The sequence below is a fragment of the Streptomyces sp. GSL17-111 genome (genome assembly GCF_037911585.1).
Classification (GTDB): domain Bacteria; phylum Actinomycetota; class Actinomycetes; order Streptomycetales; family Streptomycetaceae; genus Streptomyces.
On sequence record NZ_JBAJNS010000001.1, the window covers coordinates 2,497,768 to 2,510,513 of the forward strand.

A 12,746-nucleotide genomic window follows, 5' to 3' on the forward strand; every position below is an offset into this window, starting at 1 on the left:
CCGCCGTGCGTTGGAGTCGCCATGCCCTCGTTCCGCACCGCCCTCGCCCTGGGCACGGTGCTCGCCACCGCCTGCCTCGGCGCGGTGGCCTGCGCCCCGGCCGACAGCACCACGACCGGTTCGGCCGGGCCGGCCGCCGTCGGCGACCGGGACGCGTGGGAGGGCGAGGGCTACCCGGTGACCCTGGACGTCTGCGGCGTCGAGCAGACCTTCACCGAGGCCCCCGAACGCGTGGTGGTGATGAACGGTGCCTCGGTGGCCGAGGTCTCGACGCTGCTCGACCTCGGCCTGGAGGACCGCATCGTCGCCAACGCCCAGAGCTACGGCCGCTCGGAGGTGGAGGGCCGGGCCGAGGCCATCGACGGGCTGCCGACCGGCGACGTCCGCCGCAACGAACTGCACGACTTCCCCCGGGAGTCGATGCTCGACCTCGCGCCGGATCTGGTGCTCTCCACCACCGGCTTCGGCTTCCGCTCGGAGAACGGTTTCGCCACCCGCGAGGAGCTGGCCGAGGCCGGGGCGAACACCTACGTTCCGCGCACGGGTTGCGACGAACGCGCGGCCGTGAAGGACCCGCCGACCATCGAGGACAGCTACGCCCTCCTCCGCGACCTCGGCGCCGTCTTCGACGTCCGCGACCGGGCCGAACAGCGCATCGAAGCCTCCGAACGGCACATCCGGAAGACCGCCCGGGCCGTGCGCGAGGCCGGGGGGAAGCAGGGCGGGAGCGCGGCGGACACGCCCGACGTTTTGGTCATCTTCGCCAACATGAGCATGGGCGCCAACCAGTACAGCTCCGTCGCCGCGCGCGGCATCTGGAACGACGTCCTCGCCAAGGCCGGGGGCCGCAACGCCTTCGCCGACGCCTCCGCCACGATGTTCGCCGACCTCAGCCCCGAGCAGCTCGCCGCGAAGCCGGTGGACGCCGTCGTCGTCGTCGCCTGGCAGCCCGGTGACGACGCCGACGCCTACGCCCGCGAGCTGCTCGACACCTTCCCGCAGTGGCCGGCGGCCCGCGACGACCGGTACACCGTCCTGTCCGACTCCCTCTACCTCGGGCCCTCCAACCACCTCGCCGTCGAACGCGTCGCGGCCCTGCTGCACCCCGAAGCCGTCCGATGACCAGGGCCACCGCCCCGACGGCCCGCCGCCCGCCCACGGCCCCCGCCACCCCGAGGGCCCGACCCACCCCGCCCCTGCCCGTCCTCCTGCTCGGGCTCACCCTCGCCCTGCTCGCCCTCATGCTGATCGCCGTGGGCGTCGGCTCCGTCTCCGTGCCGCCGGACGAGACCTGGCGCATCGTCCTCGCCCAGCTCACCGGCGGCACCGGCACCGACCCCACCCACACCCAGATCATCTGGGACTTCCGGGTCCCCCGCGTCCTGCTCGCCGCCCTCGCGGGCACCGGGCTCGCCGTCGCCGGGGTGGTGCTCCAGGCCGTCGTGGCCAACCCCATCGCCGACCCGTACGTCCTCGGCGTCTCCTCCGGCGCCGCTTTCGGGGCCGTCCTGGCCCTGTCCTTCCTGCCCCTCACCGTCGGCTGGATCGGCGTCTCCTCGGCCGCCTTCCTGGGCGCCGTGCTCTCCGCCGCCCTCGCCTTCCTCCTCGGCCGCCGCGCCGGACGGCTCGCCCCCACCCGACTCGTGCTCTCCGGGGTGGCGATCGGCTACCTCTTCCTCGCCGCCACCAGCTACCTCCAGCTCCGGGCCACCCCGGGCGAGCTGCGGTCCGTCATGTTCTGGATGCTCGGCAGCGTCTCCGGGGCGAGCTGGCAGCAACTCCCCGTCGCCGCCACCGTGATCCTCACGACGACGGCCGTGCTCGTGCTCCTGGCCCGGCGGCTCAACGCCCTGCTCATGGGCGACGAGTCGGCCACGGCGCTCGGCGTCGACGTCCACCGGCTGCGCGCCGTGCTGCTGGTCCTCGCCGCGCTGCTCACCGGCACCGTGATCGCGGTGGCCGGCGGCATCGGCTTCGTCGGGCTCGTCGTCCCGCACCTCGTCCGGCTGAGCTGCGGCGGGGACCACCGCAGGCTGCTGCCCCTCGCCGCCGTCACCGGCGCGGGCTACCTCGTCGCCGTCGACCTCCTCTCGCGCACCGTGGACCGGCCCAACGAACTGCCCATCGGCATCTTCACCGCGTTCTTCGGCGCCCCCTTCTTCCTGTGGCTGCTGCGCCGCAACACCTCCCTGGACGCCGCGTGAAACTGACGGTGGAGGACCTGTGCGTCGCCCTCGGCGGCCGACCCGTGCTGCACGACGTGACCCTCGACGCGGCGGACCGCGAGGTCGTCGGACTCGTCGGCCCCAACGGCAGCGGCAAGTCCACCGTGCTGCGCGCCGTGTACCGCTCGCTGCGCCCCGAGCGCGGCGCCGTCCGCGTCTGCGGCGACGACGTGTGGCGGCTCAGCGCCCGCCAGGCCGCCTGCCGCACGGCGGCCGTCCTCCAGGACGGCACCGGCAACCCCGTCGGGCTCAGCGTGAGCGAGGTCGTCGCCATGGGCCGCACCCCGCACCACGGGCTGTTCGGCCGGGACGACGCGGGCGACCACCGCGCCGTCCGCGAAGCCCTCGCCGCCTGCACCGCCGGACACCTCGCCGAGCGCGAGTTCGCCTCGCTCTCCGGGGGAGAACGGCAACGCGTGCTGCTCGCCCGCGCCCTCGTCCAGCGCCCCCGGCTGCTCGTCCTGGACGAGCTGACCAACCACCTCGACATCCGCGCCCGCTTCGAGCTGCTGGAGCTGGTCCGCTCGACGGGCGTCACCACCCTCGCCGTCCTGCACGACCTCGACCTCGCCGTGCGGCTGTGCGACCGGGTCGTCGTCCTGCACGAGGGCACCGTGGTCGCCTCCGGGCCGGTGCTGGAGACCCTCACCACCGCGCTGCTGGCCGACGTGTTCGGCGTCGCGGCGACCGTCCGCCGGCACGACGACGGCGTCATCCGCGTCACCTACGCCGCCGACCCCCTCGGCGCCCCGGCCCCCGCACCCGTCCGGGACGGACTCAGCGCCTGAGCGCGGTCCCCGCCGCGTGCGCCTCCCGCTACCGGCCGGCGGTGCCCCGGTCGACGGGGAGGGCCGCCGTGTCGAAGCTCAGCTTGCCGACCGGCGTCTCCACCGACACCGTCCCGCCGTAGGGGAACGTGTCCCGTCCCCGGTATCCGTCCGACCCGGGGTTCCACATGGTGACGCAGTGCGCCTGGTACGGGTCGAAGATCAGTTGACATCCTCTCCGCCCTGAAGGACGGAGATTCCCGCCTGGCTGCCGGATGCCCGGCTCGTCTTCGGGTGGGTTCCTGTTTCTTCGCGCTGTGCCGGGACGAGTCCCGGTCTTACCCGCGCTCCGCAGGCTGACACGGCCAGTCCGGCCGCCTTCGCGACGTTGACCGCCGCGTTGATGTCCCGGTCAAGGTGTGTCCCGCAAGCCCCGCATGTCCACGTTCGGATGTGCAGGGGCTTGGGGCCGTCCTTGACGCCGCACTGCGAGCACACCTGAGACGTGGGCTCGAAGCGGCCGATGCGGTGGAAGGTGCGCCCATACAGGGCGGCCTTGTACTCCAGCATCGTGGTGAACGCCGACCATCCGGCGTCATGTACGGACTTGGCCATGCGGGTGCGGGCGAGGCCCTTGACCGCCAGGTCTTCCACTGCAACCGCTTGGTTCTCGCGGATGATCTTCGTGGAGAGCTGGTGGTGGAACTCGCGCCGCGCATCGGCGGTCCGCGCGTGGGCACGTGCAGCCTTGATCCGGGCCTTCGCCCGGTTCTTCGACCCCTTCGCCTTGCGGCTGAGATCCTGCTGCGCCTTCTTGAGCTTCTTCTCGGCCCGGCGCAGGAAGCGGGGACTGTCGATCTTCGTGCCGTCCGACAGAATCGCGAAGTGGGTCAGCCCCAGGTCGATGCCGGCCACGCTATCCGTGGCGAGCAGCGTCTCGGTCTCGGTCCCGACCACGAACGAGGCGAAGTACCGGCCGGCACTGTCCTTGACCACGGTCACCGTGGACGGCACGGACGGCACGGAGCGTGACCACCTGACCGGCACGTCGCCGACCTTGGGGAGCCGGAGCTTCCCGCCGGTCGTGATCTTCCACCCGGCGTTCGCGGTGAACCGGACCGACTGTCGGGTGTCCTTGCGGGACTTGAACCGGGGCGGCCCCATCTTCGGCCGCTTGCCCTTGAGGCCGTCGAAGAAGTTCTTGTAGGCGGTGTCCAGGTCCCGCAGGGACTGCTGCAACACGACCGACGACACCTCGGCGAGCCATGCCCGCTCGGGAGTCTTCTTCGAGGCGGTGAGCTGCTTGGACAACTCGCCGGAGGGGACGAACGGCAACCCGGCGGCGCGGGCGGTCTCACGAGCCCGAAGGGCGTCGTTGAAAACCACCCGAGCACACCCGAACGCCCTCGCCAACGCCGTACGCTGACCGGCGCTCGGGTACACGCGGAAGCTGTACCGAAGCTGCACGCCGATCACTATACCCTTTGGTTTATGTCACCACGATGGAACCCCGATCCCGATGTGCGCACGGGTCGTCACGTCGTCTACAACCTTCATGTGCATTTGGTTTTTGTCACGAAGTACCGGCGCAAGGCCATGACTGGCGCCATGCTGACGCGGTGCGAGGAGATCATGCGCGAGGTGTGCGCGGACTTCGAGGCCGAGCTGAAGCAGTTCTACGGCGAGGACGACCACGTGCACCTCCTGGTGCATTACCCGCCCAAGGTCCAGCTCTCCAAGCTGGTCAACTCCCTCAAGGGGGTATCCGCCCGGATGCTGCGCAAGGAGTACGACAGCCACGTCCGGCGGTACCTGTGGGGCGGACACTTCTGGTCCGGCTCCTACTTCGCCGGAAGCTGCGGCGGCGCACCGCTGACCGTGGTCAAGCAGTACATCGAGAACCAGAAGCGGCCTGTCTGACCGTCATGGCAAAGGCGCAGCGAACTCCGGCGCTTCGCGCCTGCGCGTCAAAGATGGCCTTCACCCCCGCCCTGAAGGGCGGAGCACTGGCCAAGATCAGAGGTAGACCGGGATGCCCGCTCGGGCGTACTGCACGTTCTTGATCTCGTAGTCGTTGCGCACGCTCGACGGCGACACGACCTCGGCGGCGAACTCCACGAGATCGGGCCCGTAGGCGCTGCGGTTCTCGTCACGGGCGGGCGTGGGCACGACCGCGAGATCCGGGCAGAACTCGAACTCGGCGTTGATCGGCACGGTGACGTCGCTGATGACGGCCCATTCGGCCGGGAGCCGGAGCTCCAGGTCGTTCCACAACGGCATGATCGGCTGATTGTGGAACGGACGCAGCGGGCTCATCATGATGTTGCCCTCGACAATCTCGGTCTTGTAGCCCGGGAACATGTCCTCCAGGCGGCTGAGCTGCGAGCGCAGGCGTTCCGAATCCGAGATCGTCACGGAGGTCTCCCTTCCCTGCCCTCATGGTACGAGCCGAGGCTACGAAGGTCCCCGTACCGCAGCGGCCGGGACCGGGGATGCCACACCCGAACGGGTGACGTGCGGCGGCGCCCCTCCGTCAGAGAGAGGGTTCAGAGAGTTCAGAGGGGTCAGAGGGTGAGGCCCCGGAGCGCCAGGTCGGTGAGGGCGCAGACGAAGAGCGCGATGCCGATGAAACCGTTCACCGTGAAGAAGGCGCGGTTGAGGCGGGAGAGGTCGCCGGGGCGCACAATGCTGTGCTCGTAGACGAAGGCGACCGCGACGATCAGGAGGCCCGCCCAGAAGAACCCGCCCGCGTCCGTGGCCAGCGCGTACCAGACAAGCAGGGCCAGGGTGACGACGTGGCTGGCGCGGGAGGCGTACAGGGCGGCGGCGATGCCGAAGCGGGCGGGCACGGAGCGGACGCCCTCCGCCCGGTCGGCGGCGACGTCCTGGCAGCCGAAGATCAGGTCGAAACCGCCGATCCAGACTCCGACGGCGAGGCCGAGGAGCACCGCGTCCCAGGACCAGGCGCCGGTGACGGCGAGCCAGGCGCCGATGGGGCCGATCGCCTGGGCGAGCCCCAGGATGGCGTGCGGGTAGGTGGTGAAGCGTTTGCCGTACGGGTAGACGACCATCGGGACGACGGCCAGCGGGGCGAGCGCGAGGCAGAGCGGGTTGAGCAGCGCCGCCGCGCCGAGGAAGAGGGCGAGCGCGATGAGGGCGCCCGTCCAGGCGGTGCGCACGGAGACGGCGCCCGTCACCAGTTCGCGGGAGGCGGTGCGCGGGTTCCGGGCGTCGATCTCACGGTCGATGATGCGGTTGGCCGCCATGGCGAAGGTCCGCAGGGTCACCATGGCGACGGTGACCAGCAGCAGCGTCCACCACTGCACCGAGCCGCCGTTCCGGTACATCGCGGTGAGTGCGGCGATGTAGGCGAACGGCAGCGCGAAGATCGAGTGCTCGACCATCACCAGGCGCAGGAACGCCCGGACGCGGCCGGACGGTGCCGGGGTGGGCGGCGGCCCCGTCACGGCCCCCGCGGCGCTCACAGCCCGTACTCCCGCCAGCGCCGGTCGACCTTCGCGGCGGTCTCCGGGTCGGAGGTGACCATCTCGGGCCAGCCGCGCGTGTAACCCTCCTCCGGCCACTTCGCGGTGGCGTCGATGCCCGCCTTGCCACCCCAGAACTGCTGGTAGGAGGCGTGGTCCAGGTGGTCGACCGGGCCCTCGACGACGCTGAGGTCGCGGGCGTAGTCGGTGTTGCCGAGGGCGCGCCAGGCGACCTCGTGCAGGTCGTGGACGTCGCAGTCGGAGTCGACGACGATGATCAGCTTGGTCAGCGACATCATGTGCGCGCCCCAGACGGCGTGCATGACCTTCTGCGCGTGCTTGGGGTACTTCTTGTCGATCGAGACGATGGCGCAGTTGTGGAAGCCGCCCGCCTCGGGCAGGTGGTAGTCGACGATGTCCGGGATGATCACCTTGAGCAGCGGGAGGAAGAAGCGCTCGGTGGCCCGGCCGAGGGGGCCGTCCTCCGTCGGGGGGCGGCCGACGACGATCGACTGGAGCAGCGGGCGCTTGCGCGAGGTGACGCAGTCGATCGTCAGCGCCGGGAAGTCCTCCTGCGGCGTGTAGAAGCCGGTGTGGTCCCCGAAGGGGCCCTCGGGGAGCATCTTCCCCGGCTCCAGCCAGCCCTCCAGGACGACCTCGGCCTGGGCGGGGACCTGGAGCGGCACGGTCTTGCAGTCCACCATCTCGACGCGCTTGCCCGACACGAAACCGGCGAAGAGGTACTCGTCGATGTCACCGGGCAGCGGCGCGGTGGAGGCGTAGGTGACGGCGGGCGGGCAGCCGAAGGCGATGGCGACGGGAAGCCGCTCGCCGCGCCGGGCGGCCACCTGATAGTGGTTGCGGCTGTCCTTGTGGATCTGCCAGTGCATGCCGATGGTGCGGCGGTCGTGGCGCTGGAGCCGGTAGAGGCCGAGGTTGCGCACCCCGCTGACGGGGTCCTTCGTGTGGGTCAGGCCCAGGTTGAAGAAGGAGCCGCCGTCCTCGGGCCAGGTGAACAGCGCGGGCAGTTCGTCCAGGTTGACGTCGTCACCCATGCGGACGACGTCCTGCACCGGCGCGTCCTTGACCTTGCGCGGCGGGACGTGCGTCATCCCGGCGAGCTTCCCGAACGCCTCCCGGAAGCCGACGAAGCCCTGCGGGAGCTCCGGCTTCAGCAGTCCGCCGATCCGCTCGCCGATCTCCTGGTACGAGCCGAGGCCGAGCGCCTTGAGCAGCCGCCGGTCGGTGCCGAAGACGTTCATGGCCAGCGGCATCGTCGAGCCCTTGACGTTCTCGAACAGCAGCGCCGGACCGCCCGCCTTGTTGACGCGGTCGGTGATCTCGCCCACTTCCAGGTGAGGATCGACTTCCGCCTTGACGCGCTTGAGGTCACCGTCACGTTCCAGCGCCCGCAGCAGCGAACGGAGATCGTCGAAAGCCATACGTCCCAGTATCCGGCATGCCGGATACTCGTCGACGCCGGGGCGCGTACGGCGGCGGCCCGGGCGCCGTAGGCTGGTGCCGTACGCCGCGCTCGCCCGCGCGGAACTCGCGCGGGGTCACCTGCTCTGGGGGCTGTCCACATGCTGAAGGTTCTGCCGGTCCTGCTGCTTCTCGCGGTGTGGATCTACGCCTTCGTGGAGTGCCTCAACACTCCCGAACGGGACGTGCGGAAGCTGCCGAAGGTGGCGTGGATCCTCATCATCCTGCTGTTCACGCCGCTGGGCCCGATCGCGTGGTTCATCGCCGGGCGCCCGCGCCGCAACGCGCCCTACGGCGCGGTCCGCTCCGAGGAGCGCCGCTGGGTGGCGCCCGACGACAACCCGCACTTCCTGAAGTCGCTCGACGAGCGCGACGGCAAGCCCGGCCCGGACGAGGGTCCGGCGCCGAAGGACGCCGGGCCGGAGGACCCACCGCCCGCGCGCTGACCCGCACCGCGCACCCTCGGTGACGCCCCGCACCACCCCGGGTGACGCCCGCCCGCCTGCCCGGCGGAAGCACGCAAAATACTGGGCAAATCCCTGGCCGGAAGGAACCGGCCGGACGCAGACTCCCTCCTTGGCGATAACGCATCCGCACCCGAGGAGAGGCATGGCAGGCATGGAGCGACGGACGCTGCTGGGGCTGGGAGCCGCCGCGACGGCGTCCCTCGCGACGGGGCTGGCCGGTTGCGCCGGACCGTTCCAGCGGGACGACCCCGGCCCGACGTCCACGGCCGACGGCGAGGGGCCGGGCAAGAGCACCGACACCCCGGAGCCGAAGCCGATCGGTGACGGCTCCACCGCCGACACCGGGCCCCAGCCGAACCAGCCGCCCGCCCCCACCCCGCTGGAGCCCGGCGAGAAGCCGCCGCAGTTCGTCGTCTTCTCGTGGGACGGCGCCGGGGAGGTCGGCAACGGGCTGTTCCCCCGGTTCCGGAAGCTGGCCCGGGAGCACGAGGCGGCGATGACGTTCTTCCTCTCCGGCCTCTACCTCCTCCCCGAGTCCAAGCAGGCCAGGTACCGCCCGCCGAACAACCCGGTCGGCGCCTCCGACATCGGCTACCTCAAGGACGCCAACATCCGGCGGACGCTTGAGAACCTGCGGGAAGCCTGGCTGGAGGGCCACGAGATCGGCACGCACTTCAACGGGCACTTCTGCGGCGGCGAGGGCTCCGTCGAGCACTGGACGCCGCAGGAGTGGCGTTCGGAGATCGAGCAGGCCCACGCGTTCGTCGCGCAGTGGCGGACGAACACCGGGTTCACGGACCTGGAGCCGCTGCCGTTCGACTACGGCAAGGAGCTGATCGGGGCGCGGACGCCCTGCCTGCTGGGCCAGGAGAACCTGCTCCCGGCGGCGGCCGAGCTGGGCTGGCGCTATGACTCCAGCTCCCCCGGCGGGCTGCAGCAGTGGCCGCAGAAGCGGCAGGGCGTGTGGGACCTGCCGTTGCAGTCGCTGCCCTTCCCCGGGCGCGACTTCGAGGTGCTGTCCATGGACTACAACATCCTCGTCAACCAGTCGGGCGGGACGACGAAGGGCCCGCCCGCCGAGTACCCGGCCTGGCGCGAGCAGGCGACGGAGACCTACGTCCAGGGCTTCCTGCGCGCCTACGAGACGAACCGGGCCCCGCTCTTCATAGGCAACCACTTCGAGGAGTGGAACGGCGGCATCTACATGGACGCCGTCGAGGAGTCGCTCAAGCGGATGACGGACGGCAGCTACCCGGACGCGCGGCTGGTGTCGTTCCGCCAGCTCGTGGACTGGCTGGACGCCCAGGACCCCGCCGTCCTGGCCAAGCTCCGCGCCCTGCCCGTCGGCCGGGCCCCGGCCGACGGGTGGCGCGCCTACCTGGCCTGACGCCGGCCGGCTCAGTCGACGCCGGCGTAGGAGTGCTGGCCGCTGAAGAGGAAGTTCACGCCGTAGTAGTTGAACAGGTAGCAGGAGAAGGCGGCCAGGGCGAGGTAGGCGGCCTTGCGCCCCTTCCAGCCCGCCGTCGCCCGCGCGTGCAGGTAGCAGGCGTAGGCGGCCCAGGTGATGAAGGACCAGACCTCCTTCGGGTCCCAGCCCCAGTACCGGCCCCAGGCGCTCTCGGCCCAGATGGCGCCGGCCACGATCGTGAACGTCCAGAAGGGGAAGACGGCCGCGTTGATGCGGTACGCGAACTTGTCCAGCGAGGCAGCCGAGGGCAGCCGCTCCAGGACGGAGGTGGCGAACGCGCCGGGCTGCCGGCCGGCCTCCAGCTTGACCTCGTAGCGGTCGCGGAAGAGGTACAGGACGGTGCCGACCGTGCCCAGGTAGAGGAGCGCGCCGCAGAGGATGGCGAGCGAGACGTGGATGACCAGCCAGTACGAGTCCAGCGCGGGCGGCAGCTGGTCGCTCTCGGCGTACAGGACGGTGGTGGCCAGACCGAGGTCGAGCAGGACGGTGGTGACCAGCGGGAGCCCGATCCAGCGCACGTTCTTCTTGGCGACCACGAGGCCCAGGTAGGCGGCGACGGCGACCATGGAGAACGTCGTGGAGAACTCGTACATGTTCGCCCACGGCACACGCTGCACGGACAGCCCGCGCGTGACGACGCCGGCGGCGTGGACGAGGAACGCCAGGATGGTGAGGGCGAGGGCGATCGTCCCGTACAGGTCGCCCTGGGTGTCGCCGGCCGCCGCGCCGGGCCCGTCGGGCACGTCGGCACGGGTACTGGCCGAGCGGGTGACGACCTTGGGCCGGTCCAGGACGGCGGTGCCACCGGCCTGCTCCGCCCCGGCGGCGCCCGTGGCCCCGGCGGCGCCCGCCGCCGCCTTCGCCCGGACCTCCGGGGCGACGACGGACCGGCGGCGCGGGCTCAGCGCGGAGGCCGTGCGGGCCACCTTGCTGCGCGACCCGAAGGTCCACTCGGCGATGTGGCCGAGGAAGGCGAGGACGTAGACCGCCATCGCCGAGTAGATGAGCACGGTGCTGAAGTCGGCCAGTGACTGGTTGTTCGCCGCGGCGAGGTTCACGTCGGTCAGCTCCTTCGGCGGGGGTCGGCGCCGACGGCGGAGCCGCCGTCCGGCGAGGGGTCGTTGCCGTCGGCGCCGGACGCGGCGCGGTCGGCGGGATCGGGGGCGGCGTCAGCGGCGGGGGCGGCGTCGGCCGTCAGGGTGGCCACGAACCGGTCCAGCTCCTCGGGCAGCCGCGCGGACTCGCTGCGGCCCAGCCCGGCCAGCTCGACGACGGTGTGCCCGTCGCCGTCCCGCCGGGCCCGGACCCACACGCGGCGGCGCTGGATGAACAGCGAGCCCGCGAGCCCGGCGATGGCGGCGAGCGATCCGGCAAGCGCCCAGCCGCTCGCGGGCTTCTGGGCGATGTTGAACGAGGCCCAGCGCTCGACGCGCTCGAACGTCAGCGTCCCGGCGCCGTCCGGCAGCTCCCAGGACTCACCGGGGCGCAGCGACTTGCGCAGGATGTCGCCGTCCGCGCCGGTGAACGGCTCCATCTTGCGCTGGTCGAGCTTGTAGACGTTCTGCGGCAGGCCGGCGTCCACGCCCAGGTCACCGTGGTAGGCGGACAGGGCCAGCACCGGGTAGTTCAGCGCCGGGAACGTGGAGTGCGGGCCGAGCTCGGCGTTCAGCCCGTAGGTGGGGGTGAACCGGCCGACGAATCCGAGCTGCTCCGGCTCGCCCTCCCCGTCCCGGTAGTCGGGGATCTTGATGACGCCGGTCGCCGTGCCGTTGATGTCCTGCGGCAGGAACGGCACGGGTCCCCGGTAGGCGAGGTCCCCCTGGCCGTCGGTGAGCGTGACGACGGGCGCGTAGCCGTGACCGATGAGGTAGACCTTGGAGTCGCCGATCTCCAGCGGGTCGTTGACCTCGATGGAGTCCTCGCGCTCCGCCCCCTCGGCGCCGTCCCAGTAGGTGACGTCCGCCCGGAAGTCGCGGGGGGTGCCCTTCTGCGGGCCGGACGGCTCGAACGTCGCGTGGAAGTCGTCGAGGGTGAAGCCGAAGTCGTCGAGGTCCTCGAAGTCGTAGAGACCGCCGGCGGAGATGTCGTCGTACTGGGTGAGGGTGTTGGCGAAGCCGTCGCCCTTGACGATCAGCTTGCCGCCCTCGACGCTCCACAGCTGTCCGACGGCGAAGGCCACCAGCATGACGATGAGCGCCAGGTGGAAGAGGAGGTTGCCCGCCTCCCGCAGGTAGCCCTTCTCGGCGGAGACGGCGCCGTCCCCCTCGGCGACGCGGAAGCGGCCACTCCGCAGCGTCCGGTGCGCGGCGGCCAGGACGTCGTCCGGCGCGGCGTCGGTCCGCCAGGTCGCGTACGCGGGCATCCGGTCCAGCCGGTGCGGCGCCCGCGGCGGACGCGCCCGCAGCTGGCCGACGAACTGCCAGCTGCGCGGGACGATGCAGCCGATCAGCGAGACGAACAGCAGCAGGTAGATCGCCGAGAACCACACCGAGCTGAAGACGTCGAAGAGCTGAAGCTTCTCGTAGACGGCCGACAGCCCGGGGTTGTCCTCCTTGAACAGGTCGACCTGCAGCTGGTCCACACCGTTCTGCGGGATCACCGAGCCCGGCACGGCGGCCAGGGCCAGCAGCAGGAGCAGCAGCAGCGCGACCCGCATCGAAGTGAGCTGGCGCCAGAACCAGCGCAGCCAGCCGAGCACGCCGATGCCGGCGGCCGCGGGCGCGTCCTCGCTCGGCGTGGTGGACAGCTGCGCCCCGGCGGCCCGCTCGTCGGCGTCCCGGTCGGCCTCGCCCACGTCGGGCCCGGTGCCGGTGGCGGTCTCGGCGCGGGAGGTGTCGATATCGCTCATGCCC

The 12,746-nt window shown here is 71.4% G+C and carries 13 protein-coding genes; 6 read left to right on the forward strand and 7 right to left on the reverse strand.

Annotated features, from left to right (window positions below; translation table 11 throughout):
- Positions 1-21: 21 nt before the first annotated feature.
- The 3 genes from V6D49_RS10955 (at position 22) to V6D49_RS10965 (ending at position 3,013) form a co-directional block, all read left to right on the forward strand.
- Positions 22-1,122, forward strand: coding sequence for an ABC transporter substrate-binding protein (locus tag V6D49_RS10955; protein WP_340559153.1), 1,101 nt, complete (start codon positions 22-24; stop codon positions 1,120-1,122).
- A 119-nt stretch (positions 1,123-1,241) separates the two neighbouring features.
- A complete protein-coding gene (locus tag V6D49_RS10960) occupies positions 1,242-2,204 on the forward strand; it encodes a FecCD family ABC transporter permease (RefSeq protein ID WP_340563870.1) in 963 nt (320 codons plus the stop codon).
- Positions 2,201-3,013, forward strand: coding sequence for an ABC transporter ATP-binding protein (locus tag V6D49_RS10965; protein WP_340559155.1), 813 nt, complete (start codon positions 2,201-2,203; stop codon positions 3,011-3,013). The genes V6D49_RS10960 and V6D49_RS10965 overlap by 4 nt, the downstream gene beginning before the upstream one ends.
- Before the next feature lie 28 nt (positions 3,014-3,041).
- On the opposite strand, the gene V6D49_RS10970 is transcribed toward V6D49_RS10965, so the two are convergent.
- Both V6D49_RS10970 and V6D49_RS10975 read right to left on the reverse strand, forming a co-directional pair.
- On the reverse strand, positions 3,042-3,182 hold the full coding sequence (locus V6D49_RS10970) for a hypothetical protein (RefSeq protein ID WP_340559157.1): 141 nt from the start codon (positions 3,180-3,182) through the stop codon (positions 3,042-3,044).
- A gap of 32 nt (positions 3,183-3,214) precedes the next feature.
- On the reverse strand, positions 3,215-4,459 hold the full coding sequence (locus V6D49_RS10975) for an RNA-guided endonuclease InsQ/TnpB family protein (RefSeq protein ID WP_340559159.1): 1,245 nt from the start codon (positions 4,457-4,459) through the stop codon (positions 3,215-3,217).
- 24 nt (positions 4,460-4,483) lie between these two features.
- Here V6D49_RS10975 and tnpA point away from each other — a divergent pair, with 24 nt between their 5' ends.
- The gene (gene tnpA, locus V6D49_RS10980; RefSeq protein WP_340559161.1) at positions 4,484-4,912 is read left to right on the forward strand and encodes an IS200/IS605 family transposase; all 429 of its coding nucleotides are present in this window, start codon (positions 4,484-4,486) and stop codon (positions 4,910-4,912) included.
- A 96-nt stretch (positions 4,913-5,008) separates the two neighbouring features.
- On the opposite strand, the gene V6D49_RS10985 is transcribed toward tnpA, so the two are convergent.
- The 3 genes from V6D49_RS10985 to V6D49_RS10995 all read right to left on the reverse strand — a co-directional run bounded on the left by V6D49_RS10985 (position 5,009) and on the right by V6D49_RS10995 (position 7,919).
- Complete coding sequence (locus tag V6D49_RS10985) at positions 5,009-5,407, reverse strand: Uma2 family endonuclease (protein ID WP_340559163.1); 399 nt, start codon at positions 5,405-5,407, stop codon at positions 5,009-5,011.
- A gap of 149 nt (positions 5,408-5,556) precedes the next feature.
- A complete protein-coding gene (gene mqnP, locus V6D49_RS10990) occupies positions 5,557-6,477 on the reverse strand; it encodes a menaquinone biosynthesis prenyltransferase MqnP (RefSeq protein WP_340559165.1) in 921 nt (306 codons plus the stop codon).
- Positions 6,474-7,919, reverse strand: coding sequence for a menaquinone biosynthesis decarboxylase (locus V6D49_RS10995; protein WP_340559167.1), 1,446 nt, complete (start codon positions 7,917-7,919; stop codon positions 6,474-6,476). Before V6D49_RS10995 ends, mqnP begins: the two co-directional genes overlap by 4 nt.
- A 141-nt stretch (positions 7,920-8,060) precedes the next feature.
- Here V6D49_RS10995 and V6D49_RS11000 point away from each other — a divergent pair, with 141 nt between their 5' ends.
- Both V6D49_RS11000 and V6D49_RS11005 read left to right on the forward strand, forming a co-directional pair.
- Entirely contained in the window at positions 8,061-8,405 is a 345-nt protein-coding gene (locus V6D49_RS11000) for a PLD nuclease N-terminal domain-containing protein (protein ID WP_340559169.1), read from the forward strand.
- A 163-nt stretch (positions 8,406-8,568) separates the two neighbouring features.
- Entirely contained in the window at positions 8,569-9,813 is a 1,245-nt protein-coding gene (locus tag V6D49_RS11005; RefSeq protein WP_340559171.1) for a hypothetical protein, read from the forward strand.
- 11 nt (positions 9,814-9,824) lie between these two features.
- Here V6D49_RS11005 and ccsB read toward each other — a convergent pair whose 3' ends face one another.
- A complete protein-coding gene (gene ccsB / locus V6D49_RS11010) occupies positions 9,825-10,952 on the reverse strand; it encodes a c-type cytochrome biogenesis protein CcsB (protein ID WP_340559173.1) in 1,128 nt (375 codons plus the stop codon).
- Between the two features lie 5 nt (positions 10,953-10,957).
- Positions 10,958-12,742, reverse strand: a complete 1,785-nt coding sequence (gene resB, locus V6D49_RS11015; protein ID WP_340559175.1) for a cytochrome c biogenesis protein ResB — start codon at positions 12,740-12,742, stop codon at positions 10,958-10,960.
- Positions 12,743-12,746: the final 4 nt, after the last annotated feature.